Annotated in this window: 21 protein-coding genes; 9 read left to right on the top strand and 12 right to left on the bottom strand. The window is 72.7% G+C overall.

The annotated features are described in order from the left end of the window. Positions 1-6: 6 nt before the first annotated feature. On the top strand, positions 7-720 hold the full coding sequence (locus ACFXDE_RS02495) for a DUF6461 domain-containing protein (protein ID WP_380490031.1): 714 nt from the start codon (positions 7-9) through the stop codon (positions 718-720). A gap of 70 nt (positions 721-790) precedes the next feature. Here the strand turns inward: ACFXDE_RS02495 and ACFXDE_RS02490 are convergent, their stop codons facing one another. Then, positions 791-1,390, bottom strand: a complete 600-nt coding sequence (locus ACFXDE_RS02490; protein ID WP_380490029.1) for an HdeD family acid-resistance protein — start codon at positions 1,388-1,390, stop codon at positions 791-793. 184 nt (positions 1,391-1,574) lie between these two features. Between ACFXDE_RS02490 and ACFXDE_RS02485 the strand changes: the two genes are divergently transcribed. After that, the gene (locus ACFXDE_RS02485) at positions 1,575-3,503 is read left to right on the top strand and encodes an NAD-binding protein (RefSeq protein ID WP_380490026.1); all 1,929 of its coding nucleotides are present in this window, start codon (positions 1,575-1,577) and stop codon (positions 3,501-3,503) included. Between the two features lie 119 nt (positions 3,504-3,622). Here ACFXDE_RS02485 and ACFXDE_RS02480 read toward each other — a convergent pair whose 3' ends face one another. The 7 genes from ACFXDE_RS02480 to ACFXDE_RS02450 form a co-directional block, all read right to left on the bottom strand. Further along, the gene (locus tag ACFXDE_RS02480) at positions 3,623-4,408 is read right to left on the bottom strand and encodes an enoyl-CoA hydratase (RefSeq protein WP_329930762.1); all 786 of its coding nucleotides are present in this window, start codon (positions 4,406-4,408) and stop codon (positions 3,623-3,625) included. 154 nt (positions 4,409-4,562) lie between these two features. Further along, positions 4,563-5,609 (bottom strand): enoyl-CoA hydratase/isomerase family protein, encoded by a 1,047-nt coding sequence (locus ACFXDE_RS02475; RefSeq protein WP_380490023.1) that lies wholly within the window; start codon positions 5,607-5,609, stop codon positions 4,563-4,565. A gap of 187 nt (positions 5,610-5,796) precedes the next feature. Beyond that, complete coding sequence (fahA, locus tag ACFXDE_RS02470) at positions 5,797-7,017, bottom strand: fumarylacetoacetase (protein ID WP_380490020.1); 1,221 nt, start codon at positions 7,015-7,017, stop codon at positions 5,797-5,799. Then, a complete protein-coding gene (locus tag ACFXDE_RS02465) occupies positions 7,014-7,898 on the bottom strand; it encodes a hypothetical protein (RefSeq protein WP_380490017.1) in 885 nt (294 codons plus the stop codon). The genes fahA and ACFXDE_RS02465 overlap by 4 nt, the downstream gene beginning before the upstream one ends. After that, a complete protein-coding gene (locus ACFXDE_RS02460; RefSeq protein ID WP_380445565.1) occupies positions 7,865-9,067 on the bottom strand; it encodes a homogentisate 1,2-dioxygenase in 1,203 nt (400 codons plus the stop codon). Before ACFXDE_RS02460 ends, ACFXDE_RS02465 begins: the two co-directional genes overlap by 34 nt. Before the next feature lie 95 nt (positions 9,068-9,162). Then, entirely contained in the window at positions 9,163-10,377 is a 1,215-nt protein-coding gene (gene hppD, locus ACFXDE_RS02455; RefSeq protein ID WP_380445566.1) for a 4-hydroxyphenylpyruvate dioxygenase, read from the bottom strand. Between the two features lie 208 nt (positions 10,378-10,585). Continuing rightward, positions 10,586-11,929, bottom strand: coding sequence for a phosphoribosyltransferase family protein (locus tag ACFXDE_RS02450; protein WP_380490014.1), 1,344 nt, complete (start codon positions 11,927-11,929; stop codon positions 10,586-10,588). Positions 11,930-12,279: 350 nt separating this feature from the next. Between ACFXDE_RS02450 and ACFXDE_RS02445 the strand changes: the two genes are divergently transcribed. The 4 genes from ACFXDE_RS02445 to ACFXDE_RS02430 all read left to right on the top strand — a co-directional run bounded on the left by ACFXDE_RS02445 (position 12,280) and on the right by ACFXDE_RS02430 (position 14,110). After that, a complete protein-coding gene (locus tag ACFXDE_RS02445; protein ID WP_380490011.1) occupies positions 12,280-12,639 on the top strand; it encodes a hypothetical protein in 360 nt (119 codons plus the stop codon). Further along, positions 12,636-13,058, top strand: coding sequence for a hypothetical protein (locus ACFXDE_RS02440; RefSeq protein ID WP_380490010.1), 423 nt, complete (start codon positions 12,636-12,638; stop codon positions 13,056-13,058). Before ACFXDE_RS02445 ends, ACFXDE_RS02440 begins: the two co-directional genes overlap by 4 nt. A 44-nt stretch (positions 13,059-13,102) precedes the next feature. Beyond that, complete coding sequence (locus tag ACFXDE_RS02435; protein ID WP_380490007.1) at positions 13,103-13,765, top strand: cupin domain-containing protein; 663 nt, start codon at positions 13,103-13,105, stop codon at positions 13,763-13,765. Between the two features lie 153 nt (positions 13,766-13,918). Next, positions 13,919-14,110, top strand: a complete 192-nt coding sequence (locus ACFXDE_RS02430) for a hypothetical protein (RefSeq protein ID WP_380445570.1) — start codon at positions 13,919-13,921, stop codon at positions 14,108-14,110. Between the two features lie 116 nt (positions 14,111-14,226). On the opposite strand, the gene ACFXDE_RS02425 is transcribed toward ACFXDE_RS02430, so the two are convergent. Next, positions 14,227-16,437: a sensor histidine kinase gene (locus tag ACFXDE_RS02425; protein ID WP_380490003.1), complete on the bottom strand. Its 2,211-nt coding sequence runs from the start codon at positions 16,435-16,437 to the stop codon at positions 14,227-14,229. Positions 16,438-16,920: 483 nt separating this feature from the next. Here ACFXDE_RS02425 and ACFXDE_RS02420 point away from each other — a divergent pair, with 483 nt between their 5' ends. After that, positions 16,921-17,553 (top strand): response regulator, encoded by a 633-nt coding sequence (locus ACFXDE_RS02420; RefSeq protein WP_380490106.1) that lies wholly within the window; start codon positions 16,921-16,923, stop codon positions 17,551-17,553. A gap of 451 nt (positions 17,554-18,004) precedes the next feature. Next, positions 18,005-18,832, top strand: coding sequence for a M28 family metallopeptidase (locus tag ACFXDE_RS02415; RefSeq protein WP_380490000.1), 828 nt, complete (start codon positions 18,005-18,007; stop codon positions 18,830-18,832). 79 nt (positions 18,833-18,911) lie between these two features. On the opposite strand, the gene ACFXDE_RS02410 is transcribed toward ACFXDE_RS02415, so the two are convergent. After that, positions 18,912-20,612, bottom strand: a complete 1,701-nt coding sequence (locus ACFXDE_RS02410; RefSeq protein WP_380489999.1) for an acyl-CoA dehydrogenase family protein — start codon at positions 20,610-20,612, stop codon at positions 18,912-18,914. Positions 20,613-20,768: 156 nt separating this feature from the next. After that, positions 20,769-21,368: a PadR family transcriptional regulator gene (locus ACFXDE_RS02405; RefSeq protein WP_380445575.1), complete on the bottom strand. Its 600-nt coding sequence runs from the start codon at positions 21,366-21,368 to the stop codon at positions 20,769-20,771. A gap of 186 nt (positions 21,369-21,554) precedes the next feature. Between ACFXDE_RS02405 and ACFXDE_RS02400 the strand changes: the two genes are divergently transcribed. Next, positions 21,555-22,025, top strand: a complete 471-nt coding sequence (locus tag ACFXDE_RS02400) for an SPW repeat protein (RefSeq protein ID WP_329930749.1) — start codon at positions 21,555-21,557, stop codon at positions 22,023-22,025. A 151-nt stretch (positions 22,026-22,176) separates the two neighbouring features. Here the strand turns inward: ACFXDE_RS02400 and ACFXDE_RS02395 are convergent, their stop codons facing one another. Continuing rightward, positions 22,177-23,640 (bottom strand): class II fumarate hydratase, encoded by a 1,464-nt coding sequence (locus ACFXDE_RS02395; RefSeq protein ID WP_380445576.1) that lies wholly within the window; start codon positions 23,638-23,640, stop codon positions 22,177-22,179. Between the last annotated feature and the right edge of the window lie 31 nt (positions 23,641-23,671).

Here is a 23,671-nt window from a genome sequence, read left to right as displayed (position 1 = left end):
CGCCCCATGACCGCACACGCCACCGACTTCACCTGGTTCGCCGAGCGCCACCCCGTGCTCGGCGAGGCCTACTGCCTCACGTACGTCCAGGGCATCGGCGCCGACGAACTGCTGCGCCGCTTCGACGCCGCCCCGGGCGGCGAGGTCACCGGCCTGGAGGCGGTCGTTGCCGCGTGGGAGACCTTCGACGACGGTGAGGACGGGACGGACGACGAGGACCTGTTCGACGACGACGAGGACGACGAGGCCGACGACGAGGACGACGACGAGGTGGCCGAGGGCCCGTCCGACGATGACGACGACGAGAACGCCGACCGCCTCTTCGTCGCCGTCACCGAACTCGACGGCTGGGCCCTCGCCGTCGAGCCCTACGGCTACCTCGGCAGCCTCTGGGACATCCTGCCCCGCCTCGCCGACGGCACCCGCGCCGTCTCGCACTTCCGCAACGTCAACGCGGTCGACGCCTTCAACTGGTGGGAGGGCCCCACCTGCCGACTCCACTTCGAACCGCTCTTCCCCGACCAGCGGCACGGCACCGACGCCGACGCCGACGGCATGCAGGACCTGCTCACGGCCTGCGGCTTCCGCCTCGACGACAAGAACACCGAGCTCAACACCGAGTCCGCCTTCGCCCTCGCCGAGCGGCTGACGGACGTCCGGATCGGCGCCGGCCGCCTGGAGACGGCGACCTTCCGGATCGGATACGCGCCCAGGCCGTGACGCGCGCCCGGCCCGCATGGGACAGCCGCACGCCCGAGCCCGCTCGGCTACGCGCCCGAGCCCGCTCGGGCTATACGCCGGACGGGATCCGCTTCGCCCGGCCGCGCATCTGGAGCGCCGTCACGATCTCGATCAGGCCGAGGATCAGCAGCCAGCAGCCCGCCAGGACCGTCAGCGCGGCGATCGAACCGACCGGCCACACCATCAGCAGCACACCGGCCAGCGTGTTCGCCACGCCCGCGAAACCCTGCCAGCTGCGCGCGGGCATGTACGGGTCCGAGAACGCGGCCGCGAGCTGGGTGATGCCCCGGAACAGCCACCCGATGCCGATCCAGAGCGCGAGCAGCAGCAGCGACTGCGCCGCGCTGCGGAAACAGAGCAGGCCCAGCAGCACGCAGATCGCGCCGCTGATGAACGCCAGCACCCGCAGCGCGGTGGTGGCGTGGGTGCCGAACGCCGCGACCAGCTGGACGATCCCGATGACCAGCAGGTAGAGGCCGAAGAGCACGCCCACCACCAGCAGGGTCTCGCGCGGCCAGGCGAAGACGACGATGCCGAGGCCGAGCGAGGCCAGACCGGCGAGCAGCAGGACCTGCCAGGCGGCCTTGGCGAGCAGCCCGAGCGGGCCCTGCACCTCGGTGCCGTCGGGGGTGATGATCGGGGGGACCACGGTGGTGCCTCCTCGGGCCGGGGCGAGCCGGGAACGGGTACGGAACGCGTCGGAAGCGGACGGGGGACGACACCCACCCTCGACGCACCGGCCGCGAACCGCCCGTGCGGTACCGCCGTTCGGGGGTCCCGCGGTTCCCGGAACGACACCTTCCGAACACCTGGCGTGGATATCATCCGTCGGTATGACTTCTGAAGGGTGGGGGACCCCTCCGGTCGAGCCGATCAGCCAGCACTTCGTCGTCCGCGGCGGGAACGCGCTGGCCCACCGGCTGGTCCTGGAACTCGTCGAGCACTACGAGGTCCCGGTCGTCGTCCTGGTCGCGGACCGCGACCACGACCACGCGCCGCAGATCGAGCAGCTGACCGGCGTCTCGGCCGTGGTCGAGTACAGCAGCATCACCGACGAGGCACTGCGCGCGGTGTCCATCGGGACCGCGCGCGGCCTCGCCCTCGTCGAGGGCGACGACCAGGAGAACATCCACGCGGCGCTCAGCGCCCAGGGCCGCAACCCGAACATCCGGATCGTCCTGCGGATGTTCAACCAGCGCCTCGGGGAGAACATCGAACGCCTCCTCAGGAACGGTGCCGCGCTCTCGGGCTCCGCCACCGCGGCACCGGCGTTCGCGGCGGCGGCGCTGGGCCGGCCCAACTCGGTCGCGGTCGGCGGACGCTTCCTGCACATCGCCTTCGACGAGGCGATCACCTCCGACCGGCTCTGCATCGTCGCCGACCGCATCGACCGCCAGGACGTCAGCAGGATCCGGCTGATGCCCGAACAGGAGGGCGGCTCGGCCGAGTTCGTCCGGCTCGCGAGCGAGTTCGGGGACGACGGTCCGGTGCGCGTCGGCGGCGCCGAGGTCCCCGCCCCGCGCCGCCCGGCCGAAGCCGCCGAGCCTGCCGAGCCCGCCGGGGCTGCCGGGGCTGCCGGGGCGGCCGAGTTAGCCGAGTCAGCCGGGGCGGCCGCGCAGGAGGAAGCGACCGGAGCGGTGTCCACGGCCGTCGACGACGAGGGCGGGATCGCCGCCCTCCAGGCGCTGCCGGTCGAACCGCGCGAACCGATCAGCTGGGCACGGCGGTTGCGCTGGCGGCTGCTCGACACCGCCCGCTACTTCACCAGCGCCCGGATGCGGCTGGTGCTGCTCATCGCGCTCGCCGCCGTGCTGATGGCCTTCTCCGTCCTCTGGTACCTGAGCCGGGACTTCGGCTGGACCGTCTACATCTCGCTGCTCGACCTCGCCGGCGCGGCCCAGCCGGACCAGCCCGCCGACATCGCCGCCGGGACGGGGACGGGCGGCCTGTGGCAGCGGGTCGCACAGGTGGTGATCACGCTGTGCGGCATCACGTTCGCGCCGGTCGCCACCGCCATCGTGGTCGAGGCGCTCGCCTCCGGGCGGCGCGGCCAGCCCCGCAACCCGAGCGCCGGCACCCGGGAGCACGTGATCGTCGTCGGCCTCGGCAACGTCGGCACCCGCGTCGCGAGCCAGCTCCACGAACTGGGCGTGCCGGTGGTGTGCATGGAGCGCGACCCGCAGGCGCGCGGCATCGCCGCCGTCCGGGCGCTCGGCATCCCGGTCGTCCTCGGGGACGGCCCGTTCGAGGAGCAGCTGCGCCGGGCCCGGCTGAAGTACAGCCGGGCGGTGGTCGCGGTCAGCGGTGACGACGCGACCAACCTGGAGGCGGCGCTGGAGGCGCGCCACGGCAATCCCGAAGTACGGGTGGTGGTGCGGCTGTTCGACGACGACTTCGCCGGGCACTTCTACGCGACGCTGGACAACGCGGCGTCCCGGTCCGTCTCCTACCTGGCGGCGCCCGCGTTCGCCGCTGCCCTGATGGGACGTGAGGTGCTGGGCACCCTCTCGGTGTTCCGGCACGTGCTGCTGATCGCGGAGCTGACGGTTGAGGACGGCAGCGGGCTGATCGGCATGAACCGGCACGACCTGGAGGACCCGGGCGGCGTCCGGGTGATCGCCGCCCGGGTCGCCCGCAGTCCGCACCTGCAGTGGAACTACGCCGACCGCACCCGCCGCCTCGGCCCGGGCGACCAGATCGTCGTCGCCGCGACCCGCAGCGGGTTCGCCCGGCTCAACACGGTGCTGGCGGAGGAGGGCTGACGGGAGTCGGCGAACAGATAACAGATTTCATCATCTGTTATCTGTTCGCCGTCATCTGTCACTCGTCATCTGTCACCCGTCAGGCGTTTGCCGTCCTACCCCGGGTGTGCGGTCCGTGCTCAGCGGTTGATGAACGCGGCCGGCCGCTTCTCGGCGAAGGCGTTCATGCCCTCCTTCTGGTCCGCGGTCGCGAACGCGGCGTGGAACAGGCGCCGCTCGAAACGGACGCCCTCCGCCAGCGTGGTCTCGAAGGCGCGGTTGACGCTCTCCTTCATCATGATCGCGGCCGGGGCGGACATCGCCGCGACGGTCTCGGCCGTGGCCAGCGCCTCGGCCAGCAGCTGGTCGGCCGGGACGATCCGGGAGACCAGGCCGGCGCGCTCGGCCTCCTCGGCGCCCATCATCCGCCCGGTCAGGCACAGCTCCATCGCCTTCGCCTTGCCGACCGCCCGGGTCAGCCGCTGCGAGCCGCCGATGCCGGGGATGACGCCGAGCTTGATCTCCGGCTGCCCGAACTTCGCGGTGTCGGCGGCCAGCAGGATGTCGCACAGCATGGCCAGCTCGCAGCCGCCGCCGAGCGCGAAGCCCGCCACCGCCGCGACGACCGGCTTGCGCAGCTGGCCGAGCCGGTCCCACGGGCCCAGCCAGTCGTCCAGGTAGACGTCCGGGAACTGGTTGCCCTGCATCTCCTTGATGTCGGCGCCCGCCGCGAAGGCCTTCTCCGACCCGGTGATCACCAGACAGCCGATCTCCGGGTCCCGGTCGAACCGCGTCGCGGCCTCGACGACCTCGTTCATCAGCTGCGTGTTCAGCGCGTTGAGCGCCTTCGGACGGTTGAGCGTGATCAGCCCCACCCGGCCCTTGCGCTCGACCAGGATCGTCTCGTAGGTCTCGGTCTCGGTCATCGCCGTCGACTCCCATTCCGCTGCTCGGCGCCGCACGGGCGCGCCCTGACCACCCAACGATCTACGAAGCGCCCCGCCTCGCGCCAGTCTTGGCATGCGAGACAGTCGTCACGGGTCCAGCCCGCGGCCGAGCGGTGGGCGGAGGGCGCGCGGGTCAGGCCAGGCCGAGCTCGTCGCCCTCGCGCGGGGCGAAGTGGCGGGCCACGTCGGCCTCCGTCACCTCGGCGAGCGTGGCGGGGGACCAGCGCGGGTTGCGGTCCTTGTCGATCACCTGGGCGCGGATGCCCTCGACCAGGTCGTGACTGTCCAGCGCCGCACAGGAGATGCGGTACTCCTGGTCGAGCACCGCCTCCAGCGTCGGCAGCGGCCGGGCCCGGCGCAGTGCGGCGAGGGTGGTCTTGACGGCGGTCGGCGAGTTGGCGAGGACCAGTTCGGCGGCCTCCTTCGCCTCGGGCACCCCGGAGTCGAGGAGGCGTTCGACGATCTCCTCGGCCGTGTCGGCGGCGTAGCAGGCGTCGATCCACTCGCGCTGGGCCGCGAGGGCGGAGGGCGGCGCCGGTTCGGCGGCGGCGACGACCACGGCGGTCACGGCGTCCGCGTCCGGGGCGTCCGCGAGGGCGGAGAGCAGGGCCGGGATCTTCGCGGACGGGACGAAGTGGTCCGCGAAGCCGCACAGGAGGGCGTCCCCGGGGCCCATCGACGCGGAGGTGAGGCCGAGATGGGTGCCCAAGTCGCCCGGGGCGTGGGCCAGCAGGCGACTTCCGCCGACATCCGGCACGAGGCCGATCCGGGTCTCGGGCATGGCGATGACGGAGCGCTCGGTGACGATGCGGACCGAGCCGTGGGCGGAGAGGCCGACGCCGCCGCCCATCGTGATGCCGTCCATGACCGCGACGTACGGCTTGGGGCAGCGGGCGATGAGGGCGTTGAGCCGGTACTCGTCGCGGAAGAACGCCCGGGCGCCGGCGCCGCCCGCCTTGGCGTCGTCGTGCATGGCCCGGATGTCGGCGCCGGCGCAGAGGCCGCGTTCGCCGGCTCCGGTCAGGACGATGGTGCGCACGGTGTCGTCCGCGGTCCAGGCGTCCACCGCCTCCCGGACGGCGGTGATCATGCCGTGGGTGAGGGAGTTGAGCGCCCTCGGCCGGTTCAGCACGATCCGCCCGGCCCAGCCGTCCTGGAAGTCCTGCACCTCGCCGCTCATCGGGCCCGCTCCCGTTCGTCGGTGTCGAAGATCCCCGTCCCTGTCGCCCACCGTACTAGGCCGAACGGGCAACAGATGACAGCTGACAGAAAACGAAATCTGTCAGCTGTCATCTGTCATCTGTTCGCCGTCACGCGCCGGTCGTACGACTCGACTACGACCCGACTACGACCCGACTACGACCCGGCTAAGGCTGGACCCGCCCCGTCACCTCGCCGAAGCCGACGACCGTCCCGTCCGGGCCCGGAGCCGTCGCGGTGATCGTCACCTCGTCGCCGTCCTCCAGGAACGTCCGCGTCGTGCCGTCCGCCAGCTTCAGCGGCTCCTCCCCGTTCCAGGTCAGCTCGATCAGCGCACCCCGGGTGTCCGGCTCCGGCCCGCTGACCGTCCCCGACGCGAACAGGTCGCCGGTGCGCAGCGACGCGCCGTTGACCGTCATGTGGGTGAGCTGCTGCTGCGCCGTCCAGTACATCGACGCGAACGGCGGCCGGGAGACGAGGTGCCCGTTCAGCCGGACCTCCATCGCCAGGTCCAGGCCCCACGGCTCGCCGCCGCGGTCGTCCAGGTACGGCAGCGGCTCGACGTCGCGCTCCGGCGGGCTGACCCGGGCGTGCTGGAGGGCGTCCAGCGGGACGATCCACGGCGAGACCGAGGTCGTGAAGGACTTGCCGAGGAACGGGCCGAGCGGCACGTACTCCCAGGCCTGGATGTCGCGCGCGGACCAGTCGTTGACCAGGCACACGCCGAACACGTGGTCGCGGAAGTCGTCCAGGGCGACCGGCCGCCCGAGCGTGGACGGCGCGCCGACGACGAAGCCGACCTCGGCCTCGATGTCGAGCCGGCGGGTCGGCCCGAAGGACGGCACCGCGTCGGCCGGCGCCTTGCGCTGCCCGTGCGGGCGCACGACCGGGGTGCCGGACACGACGACCGTCCCCGCCCGCCCGTGGTAACCGATCGGCAGGTGCTTCCAGTTGGGGGTGAGCGGCTCCGAGCCCGGGCGGAAGATCCGGCCCAGGTTGGTGGCGTGGTGCTCGCTGGCGTAGAAGTCGACGTAGTCCGCGACCTCGAACGGCAGGTGCAGCTCGACCTCGCCCGCCGGCAGCAGCGCCGGCGTCAGCGCCTCGCGGTAGGACTCGTCCGTCAGCCACAGCGTGAGGTCGGCCCGCACCTGCGTCCAGGCCGAACGCCCGGCGGCCATCAGGGGGTTGAGCGAGTCCGCGGCCAGCAGCACCGACGGCGACCCGGCGGCACGGGCGGCGGCCCCGGCGTCGAGCACGAAGTCCCCGACGCGCACGCCGATCCGGCGCCGCCCGGGCTGGTCGGCGGCGGTGAAGACGCCGTACGGCAGGTTGTGCACGCCGAACGGCGAGTCCTGGGCGCTGGCGAGCCAGCTGCGGGGGGTGCTCAACGGTCCTCCTGGGCGAGTGGGCTGGGCGACAGCAGGCCGAGCGCGGCCAGGTCGTCCAGGGGTTCGGCGATGCTGCAGGTGCCGAACGCGGTGAACGAGTTGCGGATCACCGTAACCTGGTGCGCGCTCAGGACGCGGACTGCCTTGGCCAGCACGTGGCCGTCGCGTTCCGCCAGCACCTCGGCGGCCGCGGCGCGGTCCGTCTCCTGCGCGGCCAGCAGCACGTTGAGGAAGCCGTGGTGCTCGAAGCCGGTCACCGGATCGGTGTGCCGGACGGCGTTGTGCAGCCCCGCCGTGCACTTGTACGGCAGGCCTCGCCGCGCGCAGCCGGTGAGGAACGCGGCCAGCTCGTCCTCGCCCGGGAAGGCCTGCGCGACGACCCCGCCGGTGCGGAACTTCGCCCGGTAGGCGCTGTCCACCAGGGCGTCCAGCGTCTCGTCCAGTCCGTCCCCGTGCAGGAGTTCGCGCGGCAGTTCGACGGCGGCGGGCACGTCCGGCGGCAGCAGCCGGTCCAGCTCGGCCACCGCCTCGTGCGCGTCCCGGGTCGCGAGCTCGACGCCCGCGACCTCGAACGGCCCGGCGGCGGCGAGAGCCGGCCCGAGCTCGGCACTGCCCCCCGGCAGCACCAGCCCGACCCTCAGCGGCCCGGTGCCCTCCACCGCCGCGGCCAGCTCGCCCAGCCGGCCCGCCCCGCACAGGAAGGGGCCGACCGCGTCGGCGTACCAGGCCGTGCGGTGGGCGCGGTGCGCGGGCACCGCCTCGGCGACCGGCAGGTTCCCCGGCGGGAACACCGCCGCGTCGTCGAAGAGTCCGCGGAACAGGTCCGGGATCGCGGAGCCGCCGGCGCTCATCGCCCGGGCCCCCGGCCCGACCACGTCCACGCGTAGTTCGCGTCCTCGCTGGCCCGGCCGCCCTCGCCCAGCTCCAGCGGGCGGAACGTGTCCACCATGACCGCGAGCTCGTCGAAGAACTCCGCGCCGATGCTGCGCTCGTACGCGCCCGGCTGCGGGCCGTGGGTGTGCCCGCCCGGGTGCAGCGAGATCGAACCCTGGCCGATGCCCGAGCCCTTGCGGGCCGCGTAGTCGCCGCCGCAGTAGAACATGACCTCGTCGCTGTCCACGTTCGCGTGGTAGTACGGCACCGGGATCGACAGCGGGTGGTAATCCACCTTGCGCGGAACGAAGTTGCAGATCACGAAGTTGTTGCCCTCGAACACCTGGTGGGCCGGCGGCGGCTGGTGGATCCGCCCGGTGATCGGCTCGAAGTCCCGGATGTTGAAGACGTACGGGTACAGGCAGCCGTCCCAGCCCACCACGTCGAAGGGGTGGTGCGGCACGGTGTAGCGGGTGCCCGAAATGCCGTTCGGTCCACGGTGCTTGACCAGCACGTCGACGTCCCCGGGGGTGTCGACGACGAGCGGCCCGACGGGCCCGCGGAAGTCCCGCTCGCAGTACGGCGCGTGCTCCAGCAGCTGCCCGTACTTGGAGAGGTAGCGCTTCACCGGCGTGATGTGGCTGTTCGCCTCGATGCAGTACGCCCGCAGCGGCTCGTCCCCGGAGGGCACCCAGCGGTGCGTGGTCGCCCGCGGGATGATGACGTAGTCGCCCGGGCCGACCTCCAGCGCGCCGAAGACCGTCTCCACCGTGCCGGAGCCGGACTCCACGTACACGCACTCGTCGCCGAGCCCGTTGCGGTACAGCTCGCTCGGCGCCCCGGCCGCGACGTAGGAGATCCGCACGTCGCCGTTGCCGAGGACCAGCCGGCGGCCGCCCACCACGTCCGCGGCCTTCCACTCCTGGCCGGCGAACAGCTCGTGGAGCTTCAGGTGGCGGGGGAGCAGGGGATGGTTGGGCACCGTGGACTGGTCCGGAAGCTCCCACGGCACCGCGTTCACCACGGCGGACGGGATGCCGCGGTGGTAGAGCAGCGAGGAATCGGAGGAGAACCCCTCCTCGCCCATCAACTCCTCGTAGTACAGCCCGCCTTCGGGTGTGCGGTGCTGCGTGTGCCGCTTGGGCGGGATGCTGCCCAGCTGCCGGTAGTACGCCATCTCCCTGCTCCTCCTCGACCGTGCTCAGCCGCTCGTGCTCACGGTACGTCGACCGCGTTCACGGTACGTCGACCGTGTTCAGAGTTCCGCGACCCTCACAGGTTGCCGCGGGCCTCCTGCTCGCGCTCGATGGACTCGAACAGCGCCTTGAAGTTGCCCTTGCCGAAGCCGAGCGAACCGTGGCGCTCGATGAACTCGTAGAACACGGTGGGGCGGTCGCCGATCGGCTTGGTGAAGATCTGCAGCAGGTAGCCGTCCTCGTCGCGGTCGACCAGGATGCCGCGCTTCTTCAGCTCCTCGATCGGCACGCGCACCTTGCCGATCCGGGCGCGCAGCTCCGGGTCGTCGTAGTACGCGTCCGGGGTGTTGAGGAACTCGACGCCGCGCGCCCGCAGGATGTCGACCGTGGTGAGGATGTCGTTGGTGGCGAGCGCCATGTGCTGGCAGCCCGGACCGGTGTAGAACTCCAGGTACTCGTCGATCTGCGACTTCTTCTTGGCGATCGCCGGCTCGTTCAGCGGGAACTTCACCCGGTGGTTGCCGCTCGCGACGACCTTCGACATCAGCGCGGAGTAGTCGGTGGCGATGTCGTCGCCGACGAACTCGGCCATGTTCACGAAGCCCATGACCCGGTTGTAGAACGAGACCCACTCGTCCATCTTGCCGAGCTCGACGTTGCCGACCGCGTGGTCCAGCGCCTGGAACAGCCGCTTCGGCGAGCCCTCCGGGTGCTTGACCCTGCTCTCCGCGACGACGTAGCCCGGCAGGTACGGGCCGTGGTAGCGGGAGCGGTCGATCAGGGTGTGCCGGGTCTCGCCGTAGGTCGCGATCGCGGCGCGGCGCACGGTGCCGTTCTCGTCCGAGACGTCGTTCGGCTCCTCCAGCACGGTGGCGCCGGTCGCGCGGGCGTGCTCGATGCACTTGTCGACGTCCGGCACCTCCAGCGCCAGGTCGACGACGCCGTCGCCGTGGCGGCGGTGGTGGTCCAGCAGCGGGCTGTCCGGCTGGACGCCGCCCTTGATCACGAAGCGGCACGAGCCGGAGCGGAGCACGAAGGCCTTGCGGTCGCGGCGACCGGTCTCCGGGCCGGAGTAGGCGACCAGCTCCATGCCGAACACGGCCTGGTAGAACTGCGCCGTCTGGGTGGCGTTGCCGACCACGAACACGACCGCGTCCTGGGCGGTCACGGGGAACGGGTCGGTGGCCGGGTCGTGCTCGACGAGGCCGACGAGGCGGCGCAGCTGGTCGGCGTCGAGACCGGCCTCGCGCTCCTCGGGGGTCAGCTCAAGGGCGTGGGACTGCGGGGTCATCGGTCTTCCTCCACTTTGGGCCTCGGCTCTGAGGCGTCCGCTTGAGGCGGCCGCGCCGCTGATGGGGGTGGGCGGTGCGGCTGAGCGGAGAGCTTGCTCCTGTCCGGGTGGTTGGGCAACAGGTCGGTTTTTCACTGTTCAATGTGTACAAGCTGATCAGGAAATCCCGCGTTCGGCTGCGCAATATGCGCTGCTGATCGGGGTCGATTCACGAACTCTGCGTAACCGGTTCGAAGGGGTCGCCCGGTGCTCCGAGGTGGTGCCGGAACCAGTCCCCGGCCAGCTCGGCGACCTGGTCCAACGCGCCCGGCTCCTCGAACAGGTGGCCCGCTCGGGGGACCACCGCGAGTTCACTCTCGCAGCGCAGCCGGGCCCGCGCCCGCCGGTTGAGGTCGATCACCGTGCCGTCGAGGCCGCCGACGACGAGCAGGGTCGGGGCGGTGACCCGCCCCAGGGCGTCCGGCCCGGCCAGATCGGGGCGGCCGCCGCGTGACACCACGGCGCCGACCCCGGGCCCGAGGTCGGCGGCGGTGTGCAGCGCGGCGGCGGCGCCCGTGCTCGCGCCGAACAGGCCGAGCGGCAGGGCCCGGGTCGCTTCCAGGGCGGTCAGCCGCTCGGCGACGGCGGTCAGGCGGGAGCCGAGCAGGCCGACGTCGAACACCTTGCTCCGGTCCGGCTCCTCGGCCTCGGTGAGCAGGTCGAACAGCAGCGTGGCCAGGCCGGACCGGTTGAGTTGGCGGGCGACGTGACGGTTGCGGGGGCTGTGGCGGCTGCTGCCGCTGCCGTGTGCGAAGACGACGATGCCGCGGGCGTCGGCGGGGACGGTCAGGTGGCCGGGCAGGCGGACGCCGGCGGCGGAGAGCTCCACCTCGCGGTCGAGGGCGACGGGCGCGGGCGGGCGCTCGCCGCGGGCCTCGGCCAGCAGGCTCAGGACCTCGTCGTCGCCGGTCTGGGAGAAGTCGCCGTAGAACTCGCCGATCGCGAAGAACGGGGACGGCGTGGCGACGCAGACCAGTTCGTCGGCGACGTCGGCCAGGCGGTCCGTCCAGTCCCGGGGGGCCACGGGGACGGCCAGGACCACGCGGGCCGCGCCGCGGGCGCGCACGATCCGGCAGGCGGCCCGGGCGGTGGAGCCGGTGGCGATGCCGTCGTCGACGACGATGACGGTCCGGCCGCGCAGGTCGGCGGGCGGGCGGTCGCCCCGGTAGCGGCGGGCGCGGCGCTCCAGCTCGGCGCGCTCGCGCCGCTCCACGTCGGCCAGTTGGTCGGGGGCGATCCCGCCGAGGCGCATCACCTCGTCGTTCAGGACCCGGACGCCGCCCTCGCCGATGGCGCCCATGCCGAGCTCGGGCTGGTAGGGCACGCCGAGCTTGCGGATCACGCAGATGTCCAGGGGCGCGCCGAGCGCCGCGGCGACCTCCGCGGCCACGGGCACCCCGCCGCGGGGCAGGGCGACCACGACCGCGTCCGACCCGCTCAGGTGCCCCAGGCGGGCGGCCAGCCGGCGGCCCGCGTCGGTGCGGTCGGTGAAGTGGGTACCGGTGACGTGCATCGCGCAGCCTCCGAGTTCCACGGTACGTCGGGTGGGCGGGGCGGGGGTGGGCGAACAGCTGACAGATAACAGATTTCGAAATCTGTTATCTGTCAGCTGTCATCCGTTCGCCGTCGGCTGTCGGCTTTCCGTCGTCCCACCCATCCCACCCGTCCCGCCCCCGTCCCGGCCGAGTCCCGTTCGCCGCCCGCCCGAGTTCCGTTCGCCGCCCGGGCGGGGGACGGGCACGGCCCGGGCGCGAGCCGGGAATCGCACGGGACCCAGCCCCCGTGCGGCCGGGACGGCGGGCGGCGGACCGTGATGTCGAAGGCGGGCCGCCGGGGCCCGCCGCGACCCGAAGGAGCCCCGAGATGCCGGGCACCGTCCTCACCGACCTGCGCCGCCGCGGCGCCGTCGACCCCGGTCGCCTGCTCGCCGGCCCCCTCCGCGGTGTCGGCCTGCAGTGGCTAGACCCGGGCCGCAGCGCGGAGCTGGGCGCCGACACCGTCGAGCACATGCTCTACGTCACCGCCGGCTCCGGCCTGGCCGGTGAACCCGGGGAGGCCGGCGCCACCGACGCCGGCATCCCGCTCGTCGAGGGCACCGCGCTCACCCTCCCGATCGGCGCGCGGACCGTCCTCACCGCCGGCGCCGCCGGGATGGAGTACTTCCACGCGGTCCTCGCCGTCCCGCATCCCGCCCAAGCCCCGAAAGAAGGCGAACCCCGGTGATCGTCTCCAGCGCGACGGCCTCCGCCGCCGTCATCCTCGGCCCGAACGGTGAACGCGTCCGCGTCCGCTGCCTCGCCCGTCGCGACATGCTCACGAGCGCCTGCGAGTCCTTCGACCACCTGCGCCTGAGCCCCGGCGCCCACCACGTCCTGCCGGGACGCGCCGATGCCGAGACCGTGCTCCACGTCCTGCGCGGCACCGCCACCATCGGCCAACAGGCAGACGAGCCAGGCCACTTGGCATCGGACGGCGACCTCCTCCTGGCCGTGAGCGGTCGCACGCTCCATCTCGAAGCCGGCCCGCTCGGCGCGGAGCTGCTCTGTCTCACCCTCGCCGTTCCGCGCCGCACCGCGGGGACGCGAGAGAGTCTCGCCCGCCGCCGTGCCGAACGGCGCCACGTGCGCCACAACCGCCCTTGACCCCAGTGCCGTTCACCTGCACATGACCCTCGGAGGTCATCCGCGTGATTGTCGTCCCCGCCGCCGTGCCCCGCACCGCGCCCGCCCTCCAGCGTCCGATCGACGCGAGCCGCCGCCCGCCCGTACTCGCCGGCCTGACCATCGAGACGCTGCCGCCCGGTGCCCACATCGAGCAACGCCCGTCGGCAGGCGCCGAATCGGTGACCGTGGTGCTCGCGGGCTGCCTCGCCGCGGCAGGCCGGATCCTCGGTCCGGGCGAGGCGCTCCACCACGCGCCCGGCAGCGTCTGCCGCCTCACCGCCCTCCGGGGTGCACCGACCGCCATCCTCACCGTCCAGCCGGTGGGGGCCGAAGAGTCGGTCGACATTCCTTCCCAGCGCAGGAGTTCTTCGGAACGGATGGCCTGGCGGAGGGTTGCCGTCACATCGATGACCCTCGCCGCCGGTGAAGGCCACGAGCTCCTCCGCTACCCGGCGTCCGATGCGTTCATCGTCGTCATGTCGGGCACCGGCGTGCTTCTCGGCGAGTACGGCGAAGTCTCCCTCTTCCCCGGTGACTTGGCATACGTCCGGGCGGGGGAGCGGCACGGCCTCCGCGCCGGTCCGCAAGGGCCGGTCACGGCGCTTCTGGGCCGTGTCGGATGCCCGGACCCGCCCACCGACCACCTCGCCGACAGCGACCGGCCGCGCCCCTGCCGGTCGCACTGAGCCATCGCCGTCCTTCCTCCGCCCCGGGCCGGGACCGCCCCTCTGGGACCGGACCGGGACGGCGGTCCCATGCGGCCGGGGCGCACTCGTGCGCACAGTGGGGGGTGACCGATCGATCGACTCGGCCGTTCGGAAGAAGCGGGAGTACCACTCATGGCAACGAACACCACCACGAAGGCGCTCTGCGTGGCCGGCGCCGCCGTCGGCGCGATCGCGGCGGCGGTCGCGCTGAAGAACGCATGCTCATCGTCGGCCTCGGTGTCCGGCACCGGCTCGGCGCCGGGCATCGGGGAGTCGCCGCAGGGCTGCCAGCTCGGCCAGAAGTGCAGGCCCGGCCACACCTGACAGTCGGCCCTGTCCCCGATCCCCCTGATGGCCCTCGGCGCCCCCCGCGCCGAGGGCCGTGCCGTGGGGTGGCGGGTGGCCTGCCGAACGGCCGCGACGGCTCACGCCCCGACGTCTCACAACCCGGGCGCGGAACCCGAGCCGTCCGTGCCCTGCTCCCGGGAGGGCGACCGCGGCAGCGTCGCCAGCACCTCGGTCCCCGCGTGCTCCGGCAGGGGCCCGACGGTGCACCTGCCCCCGACCTCGGCGGCCCGGTCCGCCATCGACCGCAGCCCGACCCCTCCGGCCCCGTCGGCCCATCCGTCCCCGTCGGCATCCCGGGCCGTCTCCCCGACCAGCCCCACCCCGTCGTCCCGCACGGCCAGGGTGACGGCCTCCGCGTCCACCCGGATCGTCACCCTGGCGTGGCGCGCCCGGGCATGCCGCAGCACGTTGTTGAGGGCCTCGGCGGCGATCCGGTACACCGCGACCTCGACCGCCGCGGGCAGGTCGGGCAGCGGGTCCGGCGACACGTCGGCCGTCACCCTCAGCCCCGCGCCGCTGAACGTCCCGGCCAGCTGCCGCACGGCCCGCGTGAGCCCGAACTCGCCCAGCGGCGCGGGCCCGAGGCGTTCGGTGATCCGCCGCACCTCCTTGATCGCCATCCCGAGGTCGGCCGAGATCCCCCGCAGCGTCCCGCCGAGGCCGCCGTCCAGGACGGATGCCGCCGGAATCCCTGCACCTCCTGTTCCCGCAGGAGCCGATGCCGCGGGAGCCGACGCCGCGTTGTCCACCCGCAGCCGAAGCCCCGCGAGCGCCGGACCGAGCCCGTCGTGGATGTCCCGGCGCAGCCGGCGCCGCTCCTCCTCCCGCGCCGCGACGAGCTGCTCCCGGCTCGCCTGCAGGTCCTCCTGCAGCCGCAGCGACGCGACTGCGGGCGAGGCCTGGTCGGCCAGCGAGCGCAGGATGTCGATGTCGCTCGGGTCCAGCCGTTCCTCGCCGTCCCGCAGCCCGACCGTCAACTCGCCGATCGGCTCGCCGTGGTGGACCAGCGCGAAGCCCTGCTCCCGCCGCCCGTCCAACCGCCCCACCGAGGCGAGCGGGCGCCGCCCGGCCCGCGTACTGACGGTGAGCGCGACCCCGGGCAGTCGCAGTTCCTCCGCGACCGTCGCACACAGCGCGGCGGGCAACTCCGCAGGGTCGACGACCTGCCGCACCCGCCCCGCCAGGCGCCGCAGCACCTGGTACGGCTGTGCCCGCTCGCCGTAGTACAGCCGGTCCACCAGCGAGACGGCCCACCGGGTGGCCCGCGGCAGTCCGGCACCGAGCGTGAACACGAGGGCGATCAGCACCAGCGCCGGCCCACTGTGCCCGGGCGCCAGCCGGCCGGACAGGACGGCCGCGAGCGCCACGAACAGTGCGGTGATCCCGGTGGCCAGCAGCAGCCCGCTGAGGACGCTGCGCGCGGCGCGGTCGAGCCGCCAGCCGCGGTCCCGGACGACCAGGTACCCGACCGCGACCGCCCAGGCGAGCCCGGCCGCCGCGAAGAGCGCGTAGCTGAGCCAGAACGCCTCCCGGTACATCCGCCGGTAGAAGTCCTGCATGCCGGCCCAGAACAGGTAGGCGGCGAGCATCGCCGCGACGTTCGCGCGGTGCCGCGCGACGGGTTGCCGCTGCCCCGCCGCCGGGGCGGCCGGCCGGAGGATCCGCGCCAGCAGGACGACGGCGGCGATGCCGACGAGCAGGTAGTTGACGGCGTCCGAGTACCCGTAAATGTGCTCCCCGAGCGCTCCGAAGAACCGGGCGGGCGGACTGTCCGCGAGTGCGTTGGGGCGGTCGAACACCTCGGGCCTGGCGAGGAACGACAGCGAGCCCGGCAGCACCCAGAGCGCGACCGCGGCGATGTACCACCACCAGCGGCGCGTGGTCAGGCGGCCGGTGGGCAGCCAGAGCGGAAGAACGTAGAAGAGCGTGGAGTTGACCGTGTCGCAGAGGACCTGGAACACCGCCGCGGCGCCCACGACGCCGGGGTCGGCGACCTGGACGGTGACCGGCGCCGCGGCGGCGTTGGGCAGGACGAGCGTGACCGCGTAGACCAGCATGACCCAGCCGAGCGGGTTGCCGGGGCGGTGGGCGTGGAGCAGCATCCCGGCACCGGCGGTCGGCAGGGCGTAGATGAGGATGCCGAGCTCGTTCCTGGGCGTGACGACGCTCGGGTCCCCCATGTGGACGAGTACGTAGCAGATCCAGGCGGCGGCGACGACCAGGCAGACCGCCGTGACGACCGCCGCCGCCGTGAGCTGCTGCCGTGCCGCCGTCCGGGGCCGGGGGGAGGACGCCGTGGTCATGGCACCGCCTCGGAGGCTCGAAGGTGGACGTGGGCTTCGGGTACTCGGGGCTCCGGCCCGGGACGGCGAGGGGTGGCCGCCGTTCCGTGGGCCGCGTTCCAGTCTCGGCGGCCCGGTGTCCCGGGCGCATGGGGCAGGGGTCTCGTCCGCGGCCCGCAGCGGGTCACCGCCGGTGTCCCGCTGCTCCGGCCCGGCCGGTCAGCCGCCCGGATGACCCCGGAGCATGTCACGGAAAGTCACGTGATCGTCGCTGGTAGCGTCGGCCGGGTGAACGAACACCGGGTGGACGAACCGCAGCCCAACGCGCCGGATCCGGACCTGTCGCAGCCCGGCACGCTGCGACCCGAGGGCCCGAGGCGTGATGAGCCGAGGCGTGATGAGCCGAAACCCGAGGACCCGATGCCCGTGGAGCCGAAACTTGCAGAGCCGAAGCTCGCAGAGTCGGGGTCTGGCGAGCCGCAGGGAGTCAGGCCCGTCCGCGTCCTGGTCGTCGACGACCACCCGCTGTTCCGCGAGGGCCTCAAGGCGGCGCTGGAGAGTGCCGAGGGCATCTCCGTCGTGGCGCAGGCCGAGCGGATCGCCGAGGTGCCGGGGGCCGTCGAGCGGTCCGCGCCGGACGTCGTGATCATGGACCTCTCACTGCCCGACGGCTCCGGCCTGGAAGCCCTCCGGATGCTGTCGGGGCGCGAGCAGGCCCCGCCCGTGCTGATGCTGACCATGTCGGACGACGACGGGAACCTCCTCGCCGCCCTCCAGGCGGGGGCCCGCGGCTACCTGGTCAAGGGGGCCGGCCGGGAGGAGGTGCTGCACGCGGTGCGGACGGTCGCGGCGGGCGGCGCGGTCTTCGGGGGCGAGGTCGCGGGGCGGATCGCCGAGTTGCTGGCGGGTGCGCGGATGCGCGAGGCGGGACAGCTGTTCCCCGAACTCACCGCCCGCGAGGCCGAGGTGCTGGACCTGGTCGCGCGGGGACTGGACAACCGGCGGATCGCGCGTGAGCTGGTCGTGGCGGAGAAGACGGTGCGCAACCACGTGACCCACATCTTCGAGAAGCTGCACGTCGGCACGCGCGCCGAGGCGGTGGCCCGCGCCCGCGACATGGGCCTCGGTGACGGCTGACCGTCCCGGCCGGTCCAGGCCTTGGCCGACGGCCGACCGCTGCGCCACCCCTTGACGACCCCGGGGCCCGGCCGGATCCTCATGAACGCGTCAACCTTGCGATCGTGACCCGTCCCGACCCCACAACAGGTGTTCCGCCCGGAGTCCCCAACCCCGGTGCGCGTCCGCGAGGTTACGCCTTCCCGTTCTGCCCCACCGGAACCTGGAGCCTCCCGTGACCGAGCGCACCCCGCACGGCGTCCGTGCTGTCCTTCGACGTGCCGTCCCTCGTCGTACAGTCCTCCGCCGTGCAGCCCTTCGCGGCGCCGTTCTGCCCACCGCACTGGCCGGCCTGGTTGCCGCCGCCCTCCATGCCCCTGCCGCCCCGGCCACCGCAGCCGCCCCCGCTGCCCCGGCCGTCTGGGTAAAACCCGCCGGCCTCAAGGCACTTCAGGACGCCCCCGCCATACCCGTGGCCAATGTCAAGGCCCACCTCGCGCAACTGCAGTCCATAGCCGACGCCAACGGCGGGAACCGTGCCCACGGCACCTCCGGTTACCAGGCCTCGCTCGACTACGTGAAGGCGCAGCTGGACGCGGCCGGATTCACCACCGCCGTCCAGCAGTTCGACGACGGGGGTGCGGGCGGTGCCAACCTGATCGCCGACTGGCCGTCCGGCGACTCCGCGCACGTCGTGATGGCCGGAGCCCACCTCGACTCGGTCCAGGCCGGCCCCGGCGTCAACGACGACGGCTCCGGCACGGCGGGCATCCTGGAGACCGCCCTGGCCGTCTCGCGGGCCGGGCTCAAGCCCGCCAAGCACCTCCGGTTCGCATGGTGGGGAGCCGAGGAGAACGGCATGGTCGGCTCCCGGAACTACGTCAACGGCCTTTCCCCCGCCGACCGTTCGTCGATCGACACGTACCTGAACTTCGACATGATCGGCTCGCCGAACCCCGGCTACTTCACCTACCGCCAGGACCCGGCCCTGGACGCCCTGTTCCACGACTGGTTCGCCGCCCGCGGCATCGCCACCGAGCAGGACTTCGAGGGCGACGGCCGCTCCGACCACGCGCCCTTCCAGGACGCGGGCATCCGTGTCGGAGGGCTGTTCAGCGGCGCCGACTACATCAAGACGGCCGACCAGGCCGCCAAGTGGGGCGGCGCCGCGGGCCAGGCGTTCGACGCCTGCTACCACGCCGCGTGCGACACCAGCGCCAACATCGACGACACCGCGCTGGGGCGGATGACCGACGCCATCGCCCACGCGCTCTGGACGCTCTCGGCCGACGGGAGTTGACCCCGCCGGCCCGCGAGGGCACCCGGGGGTGCCGGTCCGCCGACCGGCACCCCCGGGTCCTGCGTAGCCGTCCGCAGGACTACGGCTGCATCTCGTACGCGCCCGACAGCGCCTCGACGCGCGCCCACACCTTCGCGGCCCGCTCGGCGTCGGCCACCGGCCGGCGCACGTGCGCGAGCGCCCAGGCGGCCTGCTCCTCCGTGGCCGAGGCCTTGCCGTGCAGCTCGGTCGCGTGCGCGGAGAAGTCGCGGACCAGCGCGTCGAAGACCTGGTCCAGCACGTCCGCCTCCAGGCCGGTCGACTCGGCCTGCTCCAGCACCAGCTGGCCGTAGACGATCAGCGCGAACAGCTGGCCGATCTCCAGCAGGAAGTCGAGGTCCGCCTGCTGCTCCTTGCTCGGCGCGTGCGTGAGCAGCAGCTCGCAGAAGCCGTCGGCCTGCTCGCGGAAGCGGGCGACGTTCGGCAGGTGCGCGTGCCGGTCGTAGGCGGTGCGCCAGTCGTGGAAGCGGATCGCGCCGAGGCCGCGGGCGGGGCCCTGGTGGAACAGGAAGACGTCGTCGGCGGCGTCCTTGCGGGTCGGCACGGGCGCGTAATCGGCCGGGGCGAACAGGTAGTTGGCCATGAACTTGAGGATCAGCGCCAGGTTGACGTGGACGGTGCCCTCCAGCTTCGGCAGGCCGCGGATGTCCTTGGCGGCCTTGTCGAAGTAGGTGTCCGCCTCGAAGCCCTTGGCCGCGATGACGTCCCACATGAGGTCGATGACCTTCTCGCCCTCGGTGGTGACCTTCATCTTGGTCATCGGGTTGAAGAGCAGGTAGCGGCGGTCCTCGGGGGAGGCGGTGCGGAAGTAGTCCACGGCCCGCGCGCTGAACAGCTTCATCGCCACGAGGCGGGCGTACGCGTCGGTCAACTCGCGGCGCACGTGCGGGAAGTCGGTGACCTTGCGGCCGTACAGGACGCGGTTGTGGGCGTGCGTGACCGCCTCGTACATGGCGTGCTCGCAGATGCCGACCGACGCCGTGCACAGGTTGAACTTGCCGACGTTGACGGTGTTCAGCGCGGCGTCGAACGCGGCCTGGCCGGTGTGCAGCACGTCCTCGGCGCGCACCGGGTAGTCCTCCAGCCGGAACTCGCTGACGTACATCTGGCTGTTCACGACGTTCTTGACCAGGTGGTACGCCTCGTGGCGGCTGTCGGCGGCGAAGAAGACGTAGCCCTCGGGGCCCTCGACGTCCGAGCGGCGGCCGAACACCGAGACCAGGCCGGCGACGTTGCCGTTGCCGATGTAGTACTTCGGGCCGGTCGCGGTGAAGCCGCCCTCGCCGTCCGGGGTGAGGATCATGTCGGTGGAGTAGATGTCGGCGCCGTGGGTGCGCTCGGAGAGCCCGAAGGCCATGACGTGACCCTCCGCCAGGAGGCGGGCGGCACGGGCGCGGACGGCCTCGTTCTCGCTCTGCCACACCGGGCCGAGGCCGAGGATGGTGACCTGCCAGGTGTACCAGTAGCCGAGGCCGTAGAAGCCGAGGATCTCGTTCAGCTCGGCGATCCGGGAGGTGTCCCAGCGCTTGTCCGGGTCGGCGGCGGAGGGGGTCAGGAACTCCGCGAACAGGCCTTCCTTGGCGGCGAATTCGAGGAAGTCGCCGTACCACGTGCGGTCGATGTAGGTGTCGATGAGCGCCTTCTTGCCGCGCGACTCGAACCAGTCGACGGTCGCGCGCAGCAGCCGGCGGGTCGGCTCGTCGAACTGCGCGGGGTCGTAGGTACGCGGGTTGAAGAGCATCACGGGCTCCCGGGGGTCGAGGGTGTGGAGTGACTGTGGGGTGGCTGTGGGGTGGGGCCAGGGGCGGCGCGGGAGGGCGGTCGACGGCCGACGACGGACAGGTAACAGATAACAGATTTCAAACTCTGTTATCTGTCTTCTGTCATCTGTCGGCCGTCATCTGTTCGCCGCGGTCCGCTCCCCGTTGCCTGTCGCGTCGTCAGGGCCGGTGCCGTCGGCGACGAGGCGGTGCAGGGTGGTGAGCACGTCGTCCAGCCAGGCGAGGGTCATCCGCTCGTACTCGATGCCGCCGCGCAGCACCACGTGCTGGAGTTCCTGAGCGGTGTCGAGCGAGGTGAGGTCGGGGAAGTCGCGCTGCTCGCCGTGCAGGTAGCGGGTGAGCAGGGCGGCGTGGCCGTCGCGGTGGCGCTCGACCTCGGAGATCAGTGCGGCCGGGTCGTCGAAGGCGGCGGCGCGGATCTTCACCGCGAGCTCGTGCCGGACGGTCTCCGGCTCGACCGGTTCGCGCAGCCAGTCCGCGAGCGCGGCCCGGCCGGGCCCGGCCGCCGAGTAGACCTTCTTGTCCGGCCGGCCGTCCTGGGCGATCTCCTCGGCGGCGATCCAGCCGTCCGCCTCCATGCGCCGCAGCACCCGGTAGATCTGCTGGTGGGTGGCGGTCCAGAAGCGGCCGATCGAGCGGTCGAAGCGCCGGGCCAGCTCGTAGCCGGAGCCGGGCTGCTCCAGCAGTGAGACGAGGATCGCGTGCTCCAGTGCCATGCCCCGCATCCTGCTATGCAACGAGTTGCATAGGCAATGGCTCGCCGGAGCGGTGAGACGCAGGTCACCGCCGTGATCGGATGGTTATCGACCTTTTCGGACTATTAGGTGCAAAACGTTCGAGAAGCGCCAGAATGGGTACGGGGCAAGCGCCTTCCACGATCCGAACCACAGGAGGTGGTATCGGTGTCAACCCACACCCCGATGGGCATGGAGCACCATCCGGACATCGTCGAACTACGCGAACACTACGAGCGGGTCACCTCGACCCCGCGCGCCCAGGGCATCGAGGCCCTGGCCGTGCTGGCGGGCCTGTTCCTGGCCGCATCGCCCTGGATCGTCGGCTTCACCGCCTTCAGCACCCTCACCGTGACCTGCCTGATCGTGGGTCTGGCCTACACCCTGCTGATGGCGGGCTACGGGTCGGCCTACGAGCGCACCCACGCGCGGGCCTGGGCGGCCGCGGCGCTCGGCATCTGGACGATCATCTCCCCCTGGGCCGTCTCCGGATCGGTCGCGCACGGCAAGAACATCGTCACCTGCGTCATCGTCGGCGCCGTGATGTTCCTGCTCGGCCTCGCGGCGATCTCGATGGCCACGATCACGTCGAACGGAGCAGCGATGCGACTCGGCCGGGCCGGCCGCGCCAAGGGCTGACCTTCCCCGCAGCCCGCGTCCGGGGCACGGAACGGCGGCCCGCCGCCCTCCGCGCCCCGGCGCACACCGGCCGCACGTACACCGGCCGCACGCCCGCCGTACGGGCATGCGCCGCCGAGCCCGTCGCCGCACCGGTCCGTGACGGCCCCCGCTACGGACGCGTCATCCGCAGCACGTCCAGCGCCTCGTCCAACTGCTCCTTGGTGAGCTTCCCCTCCTCCACGTACCCGCGCTCCAGCACCACCTGACGGATGGTCTTGCGCTCCGCCAGGGCCTGCTTGGCGACCTTCGCCGCCTCCTCGTACCCGATGTACCGGTTCAGCGGGGTGACCACCGACGGCGACGACTCGGCGTACTCCCGGGCCCGTTCGACGTTGGCGGTGATGCCGTCCACCGTGCGGTCGGCCAGCAGCCGGGCGCTGTTGGCGAGCAGCCGCACCGACTCCAGCACGTTGCGGGCGATGACGGGGAGCATGACGTTCAGCTCGAAGTTGCCGCTCGCGCCGGCCAGCGTGACCGTCGCGTCGTTGCCGACCACCTGCGCCGCGACCATCAGCACCACCTCGGGCAGCACCGGGTTCACCTTGCCCGGCATGATCGACGAACCGGGCTGGAGGTCCGGCAGGTTGATCTCGCCGAGGCCGGTGCGCGGGCCCGAGCCCATCCACCGCAGGTCGTTCGCGATCTTGGTGAACCCGACCGCGACGGTGCGCAGCTGACCGCTCAGCTCGACCAGGGCGTCGCGCGCGCCCTGTGCCTCGAAGTGGTCGCGGGCCTCGGTCAGCGGCAGGTCGGTGGCGCGGGCCACCTCCTCGATCACGGCCGCCGGGAAGCCGGGCGGGGTGTTGATGCCCGTGCCCACCGCCGTGCCGCCGAGGGGGAGTTCGGCGACCCGGGGGAGCGTGGCCAGCAGCCGCTCGCGACCGTGCCGCACCTGGGCGGCGTAGCCGCCGAACTCCTGGCCCAGCGTGACGGGCGTGGCGTCCATCAGGTGCGTGCGGCCCGACTTGACCACCTGCGCGAACTCGGCGGCCTTGCGCTCCAGCGCCTCGGCCAGGTGCTCCAGAGCGGGGATCAGGTCGTGCGTGACGGCGGCGGTGGCGGCGATGTGGATCGAGGACGGGAACACGTCGTTGGACGACTGGCTGGCGTTGACGTGGTCGTTCGGGTGCACCGGCCGGCCCAGCCGCTCGGCGGCGAGGGTCGCGATGACCTCGTTCGCGTTCATGTTGGAGGAGGTGCCCGAGCCGGTCTGGAAGACGTCCACCGGGAACTCGCCGTCCCAGCGGCCCTCCGCGACCTCCTCGGCCGCCGCCGCGATGGCCGCCGCCGTCTCCTCGTCCAGCACGCCGAGCCGGGCGTTCACCCGTGCCGCCGCGGCCTTGATCCGGGCCAGCGCGGCGATGTGCGCGCGCTCCAGGCGCTGCCCGGACACCGGGAAGTTCTCCACCGCCCGCTGCGTCTGCGCCTGCCACTTGGCGGCCGCGGGCACGCGGACCTCGCCCATCGAGTCGTGCTCGACGCGGTACTCCTGCCCGGCCTCGTGGACCTGGCCGGCCTGGTGGCCCCGGTGGTTCTGGTCGGCCCGCTGTCCGTGGCCCTGCTGATCACCCATCGCGTGCTGCACCTCCTGAACGGTCCCGAAC

The sequence above is a fragment of the Kitasatospora sp. NPDC059408 genome, from assembly GCF_042751525.1.
Lineage (GTDB): Bacteria > Actinomycetota > Actinomycetes > Streptomycetales > Streptomycetaceae > Kitasatospora.
The sequence above is the reverse complement of the archived record's forward strand: the minus strand, read 5'-3'. Positions and strand labels throughout refer to the sequence as shown.